Origin of the sequence: Mycolicibacterium sp. MU0053 (assembly GCF_963378095.1) — a bacterium.
Lineage (GTDB): Bacteria > Actinomycetota > Actinomycetes > Mycobacteriales > Mycobacteriaceae > Mycobacterium > Mycobacterium burgundiense.
Genome location: NZ_OY726397.1, coordinates 4,967,667 through 4,983,288, shown reverse-complemented (window position 1 = coordinate 4,983,288; position 15,622 = coordinate 4,967,667). Strand labels below are relative to the sequence as shown.

Genomic DNA, 15,622 nt, shown 5'->3' with positions numbered 1-15,622 from the left:
CTGAATTAAATCTATTCACCGTGAAGGGGCCGAGGTGGGATCAGCAGGGGGCGCCGTGATCTCGGGAACCGGGATCTCACAGGTCAAGCGCCGCAGCGGGATCGCCGCGCTGGAGTTGACCGCGCAGGCTGCGACCGCCGCGATCGAGGACGCCGGGCTGAGCCCCGCCGACATCGACGGTGTCAGCACGCTGGGGGACGTGCCGGCCGATGAAGCCGCGGCCCACCTCGGGCTCGGAGGTGTTGGTGACCTCGGGGATGCGTTCGGTCCCAGCGGCCTGCTGCAACCCGTGGTGCAGGCCTGCGACGTCGTCGCTGCGGGACGGGCCCGGCACGTGTTGGTCTACCGCACGGTGCAGATGATGGGCGGCACCGCCGATGCCGGTCCGAAGCCGGCCAAGAACACCAAGAGTGGGGCCTCGAAGGCGGCGGCACCGGGGCCCGGCGGTTTCGAGCATCTGGTTGCCGCCCACGCCTACTCGGCTGCCAACTGGCTGGCCATGCACTGCCGCAGACATATGGATCTCTACGGCACCACCAAGGAACAATTGGGCTGGATCGCGATCAATGCCCGTCGCAACGCCGCCCGCAATCCCCTTGCGGTGTACCGCGATCCGATCACCATGGCGCAGTATCTGAGTGCCCGACCGATCTCGTCGCCCTTCGGTCTGTTGGATTGCGATGTGCCGGTGGACGGATCCATCGCGGTGGTGGTCTCGACGCCCGAGCACGCCGCCAACACCCCGCACGGAGCGGTGACCGTCGAGGCCACCGGCGGTGCGCCGGGAGCCGGCGGCTGGACCGATCGACCGGACTACCCGAAGATGGCCGCCACCGACGCCGCCGCCGACATGTGGTCGAAGACCGCGCTGAAGCCCCGCGACGTGGACGTGGCCGAACTCTACGACGGCTTCAGTTATCTGACGCTGGCCTGGCTGGAAGCGCTCGGCTTCTGCGGGGACGGCGAGGGCGGCGCGTTCGTGGACGGTGGCCACCGCATTGCCCCGACGGGCGAACTGCCCCTGAACACCTACGGGGGCCAGCTCTCGGCCGGACGGATGCACGGCTACTGGGTTCTGCACGAAGCGTGTCAGCAGTTGCGGGGGCGCGCCGGCCCGACGACCCTGCCGACCCGCCCCGAGGTCGCGGTGGTGTCGGCCGGCGGCGGCCCCATCGCGGGATGTGTGTTGCTGTCATGCTGACCGCGAGCATTCCCGACGAGATCCGCGCCGCCGTGCGCGAATACCCGCACACCCCGGTGCAGGTGTACAGCGACGTTCATCCCGACGACACCACGCTGGGTGAGCTGTTCGACGAAAGCTGCCGGGTCGCGGCAAGCCTGGCTGCCCTCGGCGTACGTCCCGGCGACGTGGTCGCGATCCAGCTGCCCAACTGGCGGCAATGTTTCACCGCACATGCGGCCAGCTGGCTGTGCGGCGCCGTGGTGTTGCCGATCGTGCCGATCTACGGGCCCGCCGAGGTCGCGTTCGTCGTCGGTCAGTCCGGCGCTCGCGTGCTGATCACCGCCCGTGAGATCCGCCGCCGCGACGCTGCACCCACCCTGGCCGCGGTGGCCGACTCGGCTGCCTTGAAGGTGCGGGTGCTCGTCGGCGACCCGCTGCGGGGCACGGTGTCCTACGCCGAGTTGGCCGAGGCCGCGCCGACCAGTCTGGCTCCGGTGCCGGCCGGCGCGGGCGACCGTTGCCTGCTCGTCTACACCTCTGGCACCACCGCCGAACCCAAGGGCGTGCAACATACCCACGCGAGTCTGCTCGACGAGATCCGCTCGATGGACGAATTGCGGTCGGCCGGGCCGGGACTGACCACGCTGTCGGTGTTTCCGCCCGGCCATATCGCCGGAACGCTGGGCATCCTGCGAATGTTCTGCCGGGCCAACACCACGCTCGCGATGGATTCCTGGGACGCCGAAAAGGCGGCGCGCCTCATCGCCGAGCGCGCCGTGGCCGCATCCGGCGGTGCGCCGATCCATCTCAAGGGCATTCTCGACGTCGCCGAACGGGACGGCCTGGACCTCTCCAGTCTGCGTGAATACACCACCGGGGCGGCGAGCGTCGCGGGCTCGCTGATCCGTCGGGCGGACCGGCTGGGAGTCGGGGCATTCCGCTGTTACGGGTCCTCCGAACAGCCGACCATCAGCTCGGGGCGTCCCGAGGATTCGCTGGACAAGCGCGCCGACACCGACGGTCGGCTCACCCCGGGCACCGAGATCCGGATCGTCGACGACGCGGGCCGCGCCGTCGAAGGTGGCCGCGCGGGCGAGATATGGACCCGCGGACCCGACTTGTTCAGCGGCTACACCGACGCGGGGCACAGCGCCGCGAGCCTGGTCGACGGCTGGTTCCGCACCGGTGACGTCGGCTGCCTGGACGCCGACGGCTATCTGACCATCACCGATCGCAAGAAGGACATCATCGTCCGCGGCGGCGAGAACATCTCGTCGAAGGAGGTCGAGGACGTCCTCAGCAGCCATCCGGCGGTCGCCGAAGCGGCCGCGGTGGGCGCGGCCGACGACACCTTTGGCGAGCGGGTCTGCGCCTTCGTGGTCGTCGCCGCGGGTCACAGCTTTGCAATCGGCGACGCCGCAGCACATTTCGCTGCGGCTGGGTTGGCTCGGCAGAAGGTCCCGGAGCGCATTGTCGTGGTCGAGGAGCTTCCGCGCACGGCGAGCGGCAAGGTGCAGAAACACCTGTTGAGAGCACAACTGCAATCCACCAACGCGAACTGAAAGGCAGTGAGATGGGGCGTGTCGAAGGCAAGGTAGTTCTGGTGACCGGTGCGGCACGGGGGCAGGGCCGCAGACATGCGGTTCGGCTGGCCGAGGAGGGGGCCGACGTCATCCTGTTCGACATCTGTGCCGACATCGAGCACAACAGCTATGCATTGGCCACCGAGGACGATCTGCAGGACGCCTGCCGCGAGGTCGAAAAGGCCGGCCACCGAGTGGTTTCCAGCGCGGTCGATGTGCGCAACCGGGACGCGTTGCAGGCCGCGCTGGCCGATGCGGTGGGCGAGCTGGGAAAGCTGGATGTCGTGGTCGCCAACGCGGGCATCTGTCCGCTCGGCAGCGATCAGCCCATCGGTGCCTTCGCCAACGCCTTCGACGTGGATTTCCTGGGCGTGGTCAACACCGTGCACACCGCGCTGCCGTACCTGACGGCGGGCGCCTCGGTGATCACGGTCGGGTCGGTGGCCGGCCTGCTGGCCGAAAGGGCCGGCCCCGGTGGCGCGATGGGCCCGCAGGGCGCCGGCGGTGCCGGGTACAACCTGGCCAAGCAATTCATCGACAAGTACACGATGGCGTTGGCCGGACAACTGGCGCCGCTGTCGATCCGCGCCAATGTCGTGCATCCCACCAACGTGAACACCCCGATGCTGCACAACGATCAGATGTACAAGATGTTCCGCCCGGATCTGGAACACCCGGGTCTCGACGACGCGATCCTGACTTTCCCGATGATGCAGGGCATGCCCATTCCGTTCGTGGAGCCCGAGGACATCTCGCACGCGGTCACCTATCTGGCCTCCGACGAGTCCCGCTACGTCACCGGCGTGCAACTCAAGGTCGATGCCGGTGCGAGCCTGAAGTTTTGACGGCGACGCAATGGAGTGGGGATTACCCTGGCCGGGCGCCGAATTGGCCCGCGAATGCGAGCAGGCCGGCGCGACGGCGTTCTGTGCCGGCGAATTCGCCGACACCGGTGCCTACGTCACGGCCTCGGAGATGGCGCACGCGACGACCTCGGCCCGCACCGGCCCGGGTATCGCGTACGCCTTCGCCCGGTCTCCGTTCGTGCACGCGGCGGCCGTGCGGCACCTGAACAGAATCGCCCCCGGGCGGGTTTTCCTCGGCCTGGGCGCGGGGACCAGCCGGATGAACCGCGATTGGTTCGGCGTGGACTCGTCTCATCCGGCGCCCCGGATGGCCGAACTCGTCCGTTGCGTTCGGGCCTTCCTGGAGGCCGAGAACGGGCAGCGCGTCCGCTTCGACGGTGAGTACTACTCGCTGGACGCGGCCGTGCAGGCACCGGTGCTGGGACGCATCGAGGTCCCGATCCTGCTGGGCGCCTTCAACATGCACATGCTGCGGACCGCGGGCGCCGTTGCCGACGGGGTGCTCGGACACGGGCTGTTCACCGACCGCTGGTGGGCCGAGATGGTCGACCCGCAACTCGCGCTCGGTGCGCACCGCGCCGGCCGCGACAGTGCCGGACTGTTGCGTTGGGGGTGGGTCATCACCGCCGTCGACGACGACGATCCCGAACGAGCCGTGCAGGACGCCAAGCGCCAACTCGGGTTCTACCTGACGGTGAAGACCTACGACTCGCTGGTGGCGTTGCATGGCTGGCAGGACGAGGTCGCCGCGATCCGAGCCGAGTTCGCCACCGGCGACCCGCGCCGCCTCGGCGAGCGCGTCAGCGACGACATGCTGTGGGCGATGGCGGTCTGCGGTGACACCGCGCAGGCCCGGGAGATGCTCGCGGCGCGGCAACGCCTGCCCGACCTCGGATTCCTTTCGCCGCCAGGCTTTCTCGTGAGCAACCGGCGCCGCAAGTTCTACGGCGCACAAGTAGCCGAACTCTTCGGCCAGATGGGAGCTGTACAGTGACCGCAGATCAAGTGACCAGACCGGAATCGGAGAACTTCGACCGGCTCTGGACCGGCGCCAAGGACTCGCCACCGATCGTCTGGTTGGCCCGCCTCGGTGCGGTGTTCGTCCTCTTCCAGACCTACGTGTACCTGCGCTGGATCTTCTCCGACAACTTCACGCCGTCGGCGAACGGGCCGGACGAGATCCCTGGCGGGACGATGGCCTGGATCCGGTTCTGGGAAATCGGTTGCCTGGTGCTGGGGGTGGGCCTGTTCTGGTTCATCATCCGGAAGATGCGCCGCGAGCGGCAGTTCCCCACCCTGGGGGTGTTCGTCCTGGCATGGCTGCTGGCGGCGTGGCAGGACGTCGGCGTGAACGCGGTGCGGCCGGTGTTCGGCTACAACGGCGGCTTCTTCAACATGGGCACCTGGGGTGAGTTCATTCCCGGCTGGGTGGAGAAGGGCGCGGAGAATCCGCAGCCGATCGTGTACTTCCTGGCCAGCTACATCGTCCTGACACCGCTGGCCATCATGGGCATCGACAAGCTCATCGAGTCGGTGCGCAAGCGGTTCCCGCGGATCAACAAGGCGGGCGTGATCGTGTTCATGATCGCGCTGTTCACGTTCCTGTGCATCACCCTCGAGCAGTTCTTCCATCGCATCGGCGCCTGGCACTACCTGCGCGTCAACGACGACTGGTCGATCTTTACCGGCACCATGTACCAGTTCCCGCTGTATGAGGGCATCTTCTTCGGTGGCGTGGTCACAGTGATGTCGATCGGCATCTACTGCTTCCGCGACCAGGCCGGCATGATGCTCACCGATAAGGGCATCGAGACGATCCGCAACAAGCGGTGGGTGCCGGTGAGCCGCGTTCTGGCCCTGACCGCGGTGTTCAACCTGATCATGATGGTCTTCATGCTGGGCTTCAACTTCGTCAATCAGCACGCCCATGTCCAGCCCGCCGAGGACGTGCCGAGTTATGTGCATCACGGGATGTGCGGTATCGACCCGAACCCGCCCTGCCCGCCGCCGGCGTAGGCCACGCGGGGTCACGCGGGGGCCCGAGATTGCACTCCTGGCCCCGAGATTGAGCCTAGGGCGAGAAAGCACCCCGATTCTCGCCACTGGGTGAAGCTCGACGCCAGGAGCGCAATCTCAGGGGCGCCGCGCTGCCGAACCGGTGCACCGATGGGCCCGCTGCGCCGCGATCTCGGCGGCGCCGTTGCCGGTGAGCAGCCATAACGTGGCGAGGGTGGTAACGAGGTCCTCGGCGGTGACCGCCGCGCGGCCATCGATGAAGGCCAGGATGGCGTCGGCGGTTCCGCCGATGATGAACGCCGGAGTGAGCTGGGCCAGCGGGTCGGACGCGAGTTCGACATCGTGCCCGGTGCGCGCGTGCCCCACCAGCACCGCGGTCAGTCCGCGCATCGCCCGGGCCCGGTGCTGGTGCTGCGTAGGCGAACTCGTGGCGACACCGCCGAGCAGCACCCGTGCCCGCCGCGGATCGGCGAGCAACAGTTGCACGACGGCGTCGGCGGTCGCGTGGGTCTGCTGTTCCACGGGTAGATCGGTCGAGGCGGCCAACGTCGCCAGGGTGGCGGTGCGCACCTCCTCGGCGATGTCGTCGATGGCGGCCGCCGCGGCCGCATCGAGGTCGGGGAAGCTCTCATAGAAATACCGCTTGTTCAATCCCGCGGCGGCACACAACTTCTCGACGGTCACCAGGCGCCACTCGCCGCCGGCCATCGCGTCGATCGCGGCGTCGATCAGCTGCGTACGGCGTCGCGCCCGGCGCGCGGCCGCGGTTTGGCCGCCGTAATTGCGTTGCAATCGCGCTTCGACTCTTGACACCCGTCTCACCCATCTGGCACGGTTCTGTACCAATATCTGGCGGAAAATGTACCAGAGACCGCTCCACGAGGAGGCCCGGGATGAATGCACCGACGACACTGCTGTCGCCGCCGGGTGCGGCCCTGGCCAAACATCGACTGCAGAGCGCGGCAGCGGCATTCACCTCGCGCTACCCGAGCCGAGAACAGGAACTCGCGCCGGCGCCCCAGGGGTCGGGCCTCAAACCCGTGTTGGGCAACTATGGGTTCCCCGTGCTGGGGCACATCATGAGCACGCTGGCCGATCCGCTCGAGTTCGCGCGGCAGCGCTATGAGCGCTATGGGCCGGTGTGGTGGGCCGGCGGCGTCGGCTTCCGGGTCGTGTCGGCCATGGGTCCCGAGGCGTTGGAGACGGTGTGGATCAACAGGGACAAGGCGTTCTCCAGCACTCGGGGGTGGGCTCCGGTCATCGGGCCGTTCTTCCACCGCGGCATCATGCTGTTGGATTTCGACGAGCACCGCGACCACCGTCGGATCATGCAACAGGCGTTCACGCGCTCCGCACTCGAGGGTTATCTGGACCTGATGCGACCTGGTATCGCGCGAACCGTCACGAATTGGCCTGCCGCAAGCAAGTTTCCGTTCTACACCTCGGTCAAGCATCTGCTGCTGGACCAGTCCGCCGAGGTGTTCGTCGGCGCGCAGCTCGGTGCCGAAACCGACCAGCTGGCCGCCGATTTCCATGCCACCGTCTGCGGCGGGCAGGCCGTCGTGCGCGCCGATGTCCCCGGTGGCACGTGGGCGCGCGGCCTGCGGGCCCGCGAGCGCCTGCAGCGCTACTTCGCGACCCAACTGCCCGACCGCCGCGCGGGGGACGGCACCGACCTGTTCTCGATGCTGTGCCGCAGCCGCGACGACGACGGTGAGCGGTTCAGCGACACCGACATCGTCAACCACATGATCTTTCTGCTGATGGCGGCCCACGACACCAGCGCGATCGCCATCGCCATGCTGGTTTACGAGCTTGGCCGAAATTCACAGTGGCAGGACAGGTTACGCGAAGAGGCGCTCGCCAACGCCAACGATCAGCTCACGCTCGCGGATCTGGACGACTATCCGGTGCTGGACGCGGCCTTCAAGGAGATCTTGCGGATGTATGCGCCGGCGGGAACGCTGTTTCGACAGGCCATCACCGACACGGAGATCGCCGGTCACTACGTTCCGCGCAACACGCAGGTCGCGATCAACGTCTACGCCTCGATGCGGCTGGCCGACTGGTGGCCCGATCCGGACCGCTTCGATCCGAACCGCTTCCTCGCCGGCGCCGATGCGACGGCGGTGCACCGGTACGCCTTCGCGCCGTTCGGGGGTGGTGCCCACAAGTGCATCGGTCAGCACTTCGCCAACATGAACGTCAAGGCCATCCTGCATCAACTGCTGCGGCACTTCGAGTGGAGCGTCCCGGCCGGCTACCGACCGCAGCTGACGTGGGGGACCGGGCCCACCCCGGACGACGGTCTGCCGATCACGCTGCGGCGGCTGCGCTAGCCCGGCCGCGCCGGACTCAGGCGCAGTCGGCGCAGATCAGTTGGTTGTCGCTCTGGCGCGCCATCCGGTTGCTGTGTTGCACCAGGAAGCAACTGGTGCAGGTGAATTCGTCGGCCTGCTTGGGCACCACCCGCACGGTCAACTCCTCGCCGGAAAGGTCTGCGCCGGGCAGTTCGAAGGCCTCGAAGTCCGCGGCCTCATCGACGTCGATCACCGCGGTGGCGGCGTCCTGGCGTCGGCCCGCCAGCGCTTCCAGCGATTCATCGGCCGACAGGTCGGCTTCCTTCTGGCGGGGTGCGTCGTAGTCAGTGGCCATCATTGTCCCTCTCGGTCTGCACGCGGCTTCGGCTGCACAACGTCGGTGATCCCGCAGTTGTTCCCCGTCGGGCGTCGGCCAAACCATACGGTGTGGCGGCGAGAGGGATTGCCACGACCAATTGGTAAACATAGTTGACCAATATGTATTGTCGACGCAATGACCGACGACCCACAGATCGCGCATCAGTTGCGGGAGGCGCTGCGCCCGCTGTGGCGGCGGTTCGCGGCCGACCGCACGATCTCGGTAGGCAAGGTCGGCGTGCTGGCCTACCTGGAGAAACACGGTCCCACCGTGGCGTCCAGGCTGGCGGCGGCCGAAAAGATCAGCCCGCAGGCGATCACCACGACGGTGCGTGAGCTCGAAAGTCTCGGCCTCATCGCGCGCACCCCGGACAAGTGCGATCGCCGCCGAATCTGGATCGAACTCACCGCGACGGGACGGGACCGCCTGGAGGCGGAACGCTGCACCGGAGCCCGCTGGCTGCAGGAGGCCATCGCAGAGCGACTGACCGTCGACGAACAGCGCGCCCTGGCGGCCGTCATCCCGCTGTTGCACAAGCTGGTGGCCGATGACGTTGACTAAGCCCGCAGTGCAGCCGCGACTGTTGGCCGCACTGGTGTTCGCCGCGCTCACCACTGCCGTCGTGAGCTCACTGGGGATGCTGTTGGTGCCGACCATCTCCCACGAGCTGAGCGTCGAGGTCAGCACCGGGCAATGGACGCTGACCGTCAATCTCCTGGTCGGTGCCATTGCCACCCCGATCATGGGCAGGCTCAGCGATGGCCCCCACAAGAAGCGGCTGCTGTTGATCTCGCTGGCCTTGATCCTGGCTGGCTCGGCCCTGGCCGCGGCGGCCCCTAACTTCGCGATCTTTCTGGCGGGGCGCGCGCTGCAGGGCCTGACCTACGGCATCGTTCCGGTGACCATCGCGATGGCCCGCCGCTACCTACCCGATCGCCAGGTCCGACCGGGTATCTCGAGCCTGTCGGTCACCGTCGCAACGGGTTTGGGCGTCGGCTACCCGCTGACCGGCATCCTGGCGGCCCTGTTCGGCTTCCGCTCGGCGTTCTGGTTCGCCGCCCTGTTCCTGCTGGCGGCCCTGGCGGTGGTGTGGCGGATGGTTCCCGACGGTCCGGACGAGCGAGCACCGCGCGGTCCGTTCGACGTCCGCGGGGCGGTGCTGATCGCTGTCGGGCTGTCGGTTCTGTTGCTCGCCATCAGCGAGGGCTCCAACTGGGGGTGGCTGTCGCCCTTGACGCTGGCACTGCTGGCCGCGGCCGCCGCCATCCTGGCCGGGTGGTGCGCGGTGGAGCTGAGAACCCCGCACCCGCTGATCAACCTGCGGGTGATGCGCAACCAGGATGTGCTCGTCGCGAACTGCACGGCAATCGGGCTCGGCGCGGCCATGTATGTGGGCCTGTCGATCGTCAGCCTCATCGCCCAGGCGCCCGCCGCGACGGGCTACGGGATCGCGATGCCGCTGTTCTGGGCCGGCTTCGTGATGCTCCCGCTGTCGGTCGGAAGTTTCGGTGCCAACCGCGCCGTACGTCTGCTGGCGCATCGAATCGGTTTGCGCACCTTGATTCTCGTCGGGTCCGGGCTCGTGACCGCCGCGAGCCTGCTGATGTGGCTCGCCCACGACGAACTGTGGGAGGTCATGATCGGGATGTTCGGCTTCGGCGTCGGGATGGGGATGACCTACGCGGCGATGCCCGTCCTCATCGAGCGCAGCGTCGCCGATACGGCGCTGGGTAGTGCTGTGAGCTTCAACCAGGTGCTGCGCACCGTCGGCGGCGCTTTCGGGAGTGCGGTGTCTGCGGCCGTGCTCGCGGCGCACCTCGCCCCCGATCTGTACCCGACCGACGCGGGCATCAACATGCCGCTGGCCATCGGCACCATCGGGTGCGCGATCGTGTGCGGCGCACTGATCGCCAACCGCTGGACCGCACGGCGGCCGGCTACGTCAAACCCCGGCGCGTGAACGGCTCGGCCTGCCCGCGGGCCACGGCCTCGTCGTGGCTGGCGGCCGCGCGTTCGAGCAACTCCAACAGCGCGGCCTCGTCGCGGACCAACTGGCGGTACTTGGGTCCGAGCGCCAGGATCTGGTCCCGTTCCTTGAGCAGGTCGGCGAAGATCCGCTCCCGTTCCCGGGGATCGTGGGTGTACTCCGAATCGAGATAGGCCGTGGCGTGGCGGCGCGCGTTGATGATCGCCGTCTGGGCCTTGCCCTTGTTGCTGAGCAGCGAGGCCACCACGGTGACGACAAGCACGCCGATGATCACCGTCAGCGATGTGCCGGTGCTGACTTCGACCACCGGCACCGGTTCGCCGTCGTTGATGAACGGCACGTTGTTCTCGTGCAGCGCGTGCAGGATCAGCTTCACGCCGATGAATCCGAGGATCGTCGCCAAACCGTAGGACAGGTAGATGAGCCGATCCAGCAGGCCGTCGATGAGGAAGTAGAGCTGCCGCAGGCCCAACAGCGAGAACGCCGTCGCGGTGAAGACCAGATAGACGTTCTGAGTCAGGCCGAAGATCGCCGGGACCGAATCGAGCGCGAACAACAGGTCGGTGCCGCCGATCGCAACCATGACCAGCAGCATCGGGGTGAGCATCCGCCGGCCGTCGACTACCGTGGTCAGCTTGTCGCTGTCATAGTGCTCGCTGGTCCGAATGAGCTTCTTGGCCGTGCGGACCACGAAGTTGTCCGCGCTCCGGGACTCGTCGCTGTCCTCCGGTTTGAGGAGGCCGCCGGCGGTGAGCAGCAGGATCAGCCCGAATACGTAGAACACCCACGCGAACATGTTGATCAACGCGGCGCCGAGGAAGATGAACCCGCTGCGGGCGATCAGTGCGAAGACGATCCCGAACAGCAGCACTTTTTGCTGATCCTCGCGGGGCACCCGGAAGCTGGCGATGATGACGAGGAAGACGAACAAGTTGTCCACCGACAACGCCTTCTCGGTGACGTACCCGGCGAAGTATTCCGATCCGGGCCCGACGCCCCCGAACACGAGCACCCCGACCCCGAACAACAGCGCGATGCCGACGTAGAGCGCCGACCACACGGCGGCTTCTTTGAGCGTGGGGACGTGGGGCTTTCGGACATGGAAGATAAAGTCGAAGGCCAGCAAGCCGGCGATGCCGGCGACCGTCAGGGCCCATACCCAACCAGGAACATCCACCGAGCAGACCGCCTTCCCTCGGCAGCCGATTCCCCAGATTCGTCCCAGTCGAAACTATCGACCCGGCACGGTCGCCGACGGCGCCACGGTGCCGGCGGCCGCGTGGCGACGATTTATCGCTGGTCTCCGACCGACACGAGCACCTCGTCGTCCTCGTTTCCGCCGGGCATCTCGCTCCGTCGGGACCGGAGCATCAGGGTTGCGAGCGCGGCGATCGCCAGGGGGATCGCGATGAATCCGAAGTATCCGCCGACGCCGACACTGCTGAGTAGCGCGCCGCCGAGAGCCGACCCGATTATCGAGCCCGTGCGACCGACGCCGATCGAGAATCCGGTGGCGGTGCCCCGCAGGTGGGTCGGGTACGTCTCGGCGATCAGGTAGTTCAACACCAGCTGCTGGCCACCGATCCCGAAGCCGGCCAACGCGATCAACATGAAGGTCAACGTCCAGTTCGAGCCACTGACGGACAGACCCAGTGCGACCAGGATGCCCACGCCGAACATGCCGAGCAGCAGGGTGCGTACCGCCACTCGGGCCAGCAACGCCGTGACCAGGAACGAGAACAAGATGAACGCCCCGTTGACGACGATGGTGCCGGAGGCGGCCTGCTCCTTGGACAGCCCGGCCTGGTGCAGTGCGGTCGGTGTCCATTGCAGCAACAGGAACCACGCCACCCAGTTCGCCAGGTAGATCGCGCAGATCGTGATCGTCGAACTGCGGAACTGGGCGTGGAACAGGGCCCTGATGGATCCGGCATTCTCGCCGTTCTCCTCGGCCTGCAGCGTGGCGCCCTCGGCGACCGTCACACCGGTCATGCGGCGCAACAGGTTACGTGCCTTGGCCTGGCTGGCGGCATCACCGCGGGTGGCCAGGTAACTCGGGGACTCGGGGAGTAGCAGAACGACCAGCACCAGCAGCAAGAGGGGCAGCACGCCGCCGAGCAGGAAGATGCCGCGCCAGCCGAGGACGGGCAACCAGGCCGCGGCCACCACACCACCGAGCATCGCGCCGCCGGGTAGGCCGAGCAGCACCAGCGTCATCGACATCTTTCGCGATTCCACGGGGCTGTATTCGGCCGCCAGGGCCAGCAGCGACGGCGTGGCGCCGCCCATGCCGAGTCCGATCAGGAAGCGCAGCAGGATGATCTGCCAAGGCGCCTGGGCGAACGCCCCGAGGAAGGAGAAGAATCCGAAAATGCTGAGCGCCAATAGAATTGCGCGCTTGCGTCCGATGCGGTCGCCGACCGAGCCCAGGGTGATGGCCCCGAGTGCCATGCCGACGGTGCTGGCGGTGATCACGGCGGTCATCGATGCCGTCGACATCGCGAACTCTTCGGCGATCGAGGACCCGATGAAGGCGATGGATTGAGTGTCGAAACCGTCCAGGAGGGCGATGACGAAGCACAGTGCGACAACGCCCCAGCGTTTCAAATTCATTGGGGTGTCATCGATCACGCTTTGGACGCGGATCGACGGAGCGAGCGTCATGGTGGGCCTTTCATCTGCGCCCGACGAGGCGGACGGTGTCCGACCACCGGTCGTGGCTCACGGGCCCAGTGCAGATCTCGGCAGCGCGGCACCGCTCAACGGTCGGTGGGGTGTCCCCTGTGATGGTGGACACCTCAGACGGTAGGTGTCGGACTCATCAACAACAAGGACACATTTACGCTCTATTGATAAGCAAAAAAGATCAATAGTGCGCGTCGCGGCGACGGTGGGCCGGGGTATCCCCGAAATGGCCGACGGCGCAGGGGGTTTCGGTGCCGATCTCGAGCTGATTCAGGCGCCGGCCGGCACCGGATCGCGATCGTTGACATCGGCGTTGGTGTCCTTGCGGGCACAATGCGCGCAACAGAACATCCCCGCGTCGGTCTCGATGCCGTGGCCCAGGATTCGGCATCCGCAGTGCTCACACTCGGGGGCCAGGTGCACGGCGGCGCATTCCACGCTGTCGAACGTTGCCTCGCGACCGTCGTGCCAGGTCACGGTGAAAGCCTTGTCGTAGTCGTTGCCGCAGGTAGCGCAGATGGTCATGAGCCCGCCTCCTTGACTGGTGCTGGTGGTGTTCGTCGTCGGGTTCCCACCTGCGCCCCGGACAAACGCGTCCCCGCTCCCCGATGCGGCGCCGCGCTACACGCATCGAGAGCTATCTCACACCGCGTTGATTTGGTTATCCCGCCGGGGGTGCCGGGTAACCGTACGGGGAGGCCGCAGTCCCGTGCTGTCGGCATTACAAGAACATCGACAAACTCTTTAGGGGTGGAAAAGCATGGCATCACGCACCACACAGACCGATATCTCGACCTTGCTCGCCCAGCTGCGCACCTTGCTGGACCTGACGCATACCGAGATCCAGGTCGCCGAGACCCGGATCGCGCAGGCCCGTACCGAGGCGGTGCGTACCGAGCTGGAACAGAACGCCAACAACGGCCGCATCCGGGCGGAGGCGCTGGAGAAGGCGATTCGTGACCTGGGCGGCTTCCCCGACGTGATCGGGCCGCTCCTGGGCCGTGCCGCGGCAGCCGTCAAGGCGCTGACCGAGCAGGCCGAGCCGTTCGACGAGGCGCTGCTCGGCGACCTCGCGCTGGAGAACCAGCTGTTGGACCGGTCGCGCTACGTCAAGGCGCTGGCCGTCGCTGCCGGCGACAAGGACGTCGAGGCGTTGGCGACCCGGCTCATCACGGCGCATTCGGCGACTGTCGAGTGGCTGACCACGGTTTTGGCCGAGGATGCGCTCGGCGGTCCGGCCGCACTGCGGCGGACACCGCTGCAGGCTGCGGCCGGCGGCGCGATCAAGTTCGTGAACCTGCCGCTGACCTGGTCGGCGCGCAGTGCCGAACGGGCCGCTGAGGCCGTGCGCTCGGTGCGTCCCACCATTTCCGAGCTGGTCAACCGCGGGTCCCGGACCGGCGAGATTGCGGCGAAGACGCTGTCCGGCGCCCGCGACTCTGCACTGCAGACCGCGGAGCGGATCACCCGCGGCGAGGGAGCCGATCGGGCCGCTGAAGCCATCCATTCGGCGCGCGGAGCCTCGGGCGTACTGGATGCGGACGAGCTCCCGGTGGCCGACTACGACGATCTCAACGTCAATGAGGCGGCGACCGCGGTGAAGGATCTCACCGAACCCGCCGACATCCGGGTGATCATCGCCTACGAGGAGGCGCACAAGAACCGTGCGCGCGTGGTCTCGGCGGCGCAGGCTCGCCTGGCTACGATCGCCCAGGAAGTCGTCGGCATCAGCTGACCCAACGCACTGCCGCAGGTCGGCCCGGGACGAGTACCGTCCCGGGCCGGCCGGCGTTTGGCTCGACCGGGTTCGGGTAATCGGCTGGTACTTCGGTCGGCCGCCGGCCGCTGGGTTCCGCTCCGTGGAGGTGCGCTCCGATGCTGATGGCCGTGCTGTACGGGGTGGCTGCCTCGAGTGCGCTGGTGATTGGTGCCGCGATCGGGGCGCGGTGGACGCCGCCACGCCAGCTCCTCCGGGTGCTGCTGGCCTTCGCCAGTGGTGCGCTGATCTCGGCGCTGGCCTTCGAACTTTTCGACGATTCCTTCGAGATGGGCGGGCCGTGGCGGGCGGGCCTGGGCCTGCTGGCCGGCGCGGCCACCTTCATCCTCATCGACTGGGTGTTGGAACGCCGGGTCGAGAGCACGAAGGACAAGAAGTCGGCAGGGCGCGGTGGCAAGTCGGCGGCCCGAGGCGGCGTGGGCCTGGCCCTGCTCGCGGCGGTCACCCTCGACGGGGTGCCGGAGAACTTGGCGCTGGGCGTGACGCTGGTGGGTGGCGCCTCATTGTCGCTGTTGGTCGCCATCTTCTTCTCGAACCTGCCCGAGGCGCTCGCGGGCAGCGTCGACATGCGCAAGGGCGGTATGAGTGCGGGCGCGGTGCTGCTGACCTGGTCGGTGGCGGCCGTGCTGCTCGCCGGGGCGGTGGTCGCCGGACGGATGTTTGCCGGTGGCCTGCAGCCCGAGACGGTGGCGTTGGCGCTGGCCTTCGCGGGCGGCGCGGTGTTGGCGTCGGTGGCCGATACCTTGATGCCGGAAGCCTTCGAACACGGCCAGCCGCTGAACGCGTTCGCCACCGTCGCCGGGTTCTTCCTGTCTTACGTCTTGTCGGTGTGAGGGACGGCTGCGG

The 15,622-nt window shown here is 67.5% G+C and carries 15 protein-coding genes; 10 read left to right on the top strand and 5 right to left on the bottom strand.

The window, feature by feature from the left end; genetic code table 11:
• Window positions 1–34 precede the first annotated feature (34 nt).
• The 5 genes from RCP80_RS23685 to RCP80_RS23665 are packed head-to-tail and all read left to right on the top strand — an operon-like array spanning window position 35 to window position 5,648.
• Entirely contained in the window at window positions 35–1,201 is a 1,167-nt protein-coding gene (locus RCP80_RS23685; protein ID WP_308480003.1) for a thiolase family protein, read from the top strand.
• Complete coding sequence (locus RCP80_RS23680; RefSeq protein WP_308480002.1) at window positions 1,195–2,745, top strand: class I adenylate-forming enzyme family protein; 1,551 nt, start codon at window positions 1,195–1,197, stop codon at window positions 2,743–2,745. Before RCP80_RS23685 ends, RCP80_RS23680 begins: the two co-directional genes overlap by 7 nt.
• 11 nt (window positions 2,746–2,756) lie before the next feature.
• Entirely contained in the window at window positions 2,757–3,611 is an 855-nt protein-coding gene (locus RCP80_RS23675) for a mycofactocin-coupled SDR family oxidoreductase (RefSeq protein ID WP_308480001.1), read from the top strand.
• 10 nt (window positions 3,612–3,621) lie between these two features.
• Window positions 3,622–4,626 carry an LLM class flavin-dependent oxidoreductase gene (locus RCP80_RS23670; RefSeq protein WP_308480000.1) on the top strand — a complete coding sequence of 335 codons (1,005 nt, stop codon included), beginning with the start codon at window positions 3,622–3,624 and terminating at the stop codon, window positions 4,624–4,626.
• 11 nt (window positions 4,627–4,637) lie between these two features.
• Complete coding sequence (locus RCP80_RS23665; RefSeq protein ID WP_308479999.1) at window positions 4,638–5,648, top strand: spirocyclase AveC family protein; 1,011 nt, start codon at window positions 4,638–4,640, stop codon at window positions 5,646–5,648.
• Window positions 5,649–5,765: 117 nt separating this feature from the next.
• On the opposite strand, the gene RCP80_RS23660 is transcribed toward RCP80_RS23665, so the two are convergent.
• Window positions 5,766–6,461 carry a TetR/AcrR family transcriptional regulator gene (locus RCP80_RS23660; RefSeq protein ID WP_308479998.1) on the bottom strand — a complete coding sequence of 232 codons (696 nt, stop codon included), beginning with the start codon at window positions 6,459–6,461 and terminating at the stop codon, window positions 5,766–5,768.
• Window positions 6,462–6,541: 80 nt separating this feature from the next.
• On the opposite strand from RCP80_RS23660, the gene RCP80_RS23655 reads away from it, so the two are divergent.
• Window positions 6,542–7,987, top strand: a complete 1,446-nt coding sequence (locus tag RCP80_RS23655; RefSeq protein WP_308479997.1) for a cytochrome P450 — start codon at window positions 6,542–6,544, stop codon at window positions 7,985–7,987.
• A gap of 16 nt (window positions 7,988–8,003) precedes the next feature.
• Here the strand turns inward: RCP80_RS23655 and RCP80_RS23650 are convergent, their stop codons facing one another.
• Complete coding sequence (locus tag RCP80_RS23650) at window positions 8,004–8,303, bottom strand: DUF4193 domain-containing protein (RefSeq protein ID WP_308479996.1); 300 nt, start codon at window positions 8,301–8,303, stop codon at window positions 8,004–8,006.
• Between the two features lie 159 nt (window positions 8,304–8,462).
• Here RCP80_RS23650 and RCP80_RS23645 point away from each other — a divergent pair, with 159 nt between their 5' ends.
• Together RCP80_RS23645 and RCP80_RS23640 are read left to right on the top strand one after the other, a co-directional pair.
• Entirely contained in the window at window positions 8,463–8,888 is a 426-nt protein-coding gene (locus RCP80_RS23645) for a MarR family winged helix-turn-helix transcriptional regulator (protein ID WP_308479995.1), read from the top strand.
• Window positions 8,875–10,287: an MFS transporter gene (locus tag RCP80_RS23640; RefSeq protein ID WP_308479994.1), complete on the top strand. Its 1,413-nt coding sequence runs from the start codon at window positions 8,875–8,877 to the stop codon at window positions 10,285–10,287. The genes RCP80_RS23645 and RCP80_RS23640 overlap by 14 nt, the downstream gene beginning before the upstream one ends.
• Here the strand turns inward: RCP80_RS23640 and RCP80_RS23635 are convergent.
• From RCP80_RS23635 to RCP80_RS23625, 3 genes are all read right to left on the bottom strand, one after another.
• Window positions 10,265–11,491 carry a TerC family protein gene (locus tag RCP80_RS23635; protein WP_308479993.1) on the bottom strand — a complete coding sequence of 409 codons (1,227 nt, stop codon included), beginning with the start codon at window positions 11,489–11,491 and terminating at the stop codon, window positions 10,265–10,267. The two genes, RCP80_RS23640 and RCP80_RS23635, sit on opposite strands and share 23 nt — an antisense overlap.
• Window positions 11,492–11,604: 113 nt before the next feature.
• Window positions 11,605–12,927: an MFS transporter gene (locus RCP80_RS23630; protein ID WP_308479992.1), complete on the bottom strand. Its 1,323-nt coding sequence runs from the start codon at window positions 12,925–12,927 to the stop codon at window positions 11,605–11,607.
• 342 nt (window positions 12,928–13,269) lie between these two features.
• Window positions 13,270–13,524: a metallothionein gene (locus RCP80_RS23625; protein ID WP_308479991.1), complete on the bottom strand. Its 255-nt coding sequence runs from the start codon at window positions 13,522–13,524 to the stop codon at window positions 13,270–13,272.
• Window positions 13,525–13,759: 235 nt separating this feature from the next.
• Between RCP80_RS23625 and RCP80_RS23620 the strand changes: the two genes are divergently transcribed.
• Both RCP80_RS23620 and RCP80_RS23615 read left to right on the top strand, forming a co-directional pair.
• Entirely contained in the window at window positions 13,760–14,734 is a 975-nt protein-coding gene (locus tag RCP80_RS23620; RefSeq protein ID WP_308479990.1) for a ferritin-like domain-containing protein, read from the top strand.
• 140 nt (window positions 14,735–14,874) lie between these two features.
• A complete protein-coding gene (locus tag RCP80_RS23615; protein WP_308479989.1) occupies window positions 14,875–15,609 on the top strand; it encodes a ZIP family metal transporter in 735 nt (244 codons plus the stop codon).
• Window positions 15,610–15,622 lie beyond the last annotated feature (13 nt).

Coding starts and splice junctions, on each gene's coding strand:
- RCP80_RS23680 (WP_308480002.1), top strand. CDS start 1,195: ATGCTGACCGCGAGCATTCCCGACGAGATCCGCGCCGCCGTGCGCGAA.
- RCP80_RS23675 (WP_308480001.1), top strand. CDS start 2,757: ATGGGGCGTGTCGAAGGCAAGGTAGTTCTGGTGACCGGTGCGGCACGG.
- RCP80_RS23670 (WP_308480000.1), top strand. CDS start 3,622: ATGGAGTGGGGATTACCCTGGCCGGGCGCCGAATTGGCCCGCGAATGC.
- RCP80_RS23655 (WP_308479997.1), top strand. CDS start 6,542: ATGAATGCACCGACGACACTGCTGTCGCCGCCGGGTGCGGCCCTGGCC.
- RCP80_RS23650 (WP_308479996.1), bottom strand. CDS start 8,303: ATGGCCACTGACTACGACGCACCCCGCCAGAAGGAAGCCGACCTGTCG.
- RCP80_RS23645 (WP_308479995.1), top strand. CDS start 8,463: ATGACCGACGACCCACAGATCGCGCATCAGTTGCGGGAGGCGCTGCGC.
- RCP80_RS23640 (WP_308479994.1), top strand. CDS start 8,875: ATGACGTTGACTAAGCCCGCAGTGCAGCCGCGACTGTTGGCCGCACTG.
- RCP80_RS23630 (WP_308479992.1), bottom strand. CDS start 12,927: ATGAATTTGAAACGCTGGGGCGTTGTCGCACTGTGCTTCGTCATCGCC.
- RCP80_RS23625 (WP_308479991.1), bottom strand. CDS start 13,524: ATGACCATCTGCGCTACCTGCGGCAACGACTACGACAAGGCTTTCACC.
- RCP80_RS23620 (WP_308479990.1), top strand. CDS start 13,760: ATGGCATCACGCACCACACAGACCGATATCTCGACCTTGCTCGCCCAG.
- RCP80_RS23615 (WP_308479989.1), top strand. CDS start 14,875: ATGCTGATGGCCGTGCTGTACGGGGTGGCTGCCTCGAGTGCGCTGGTG.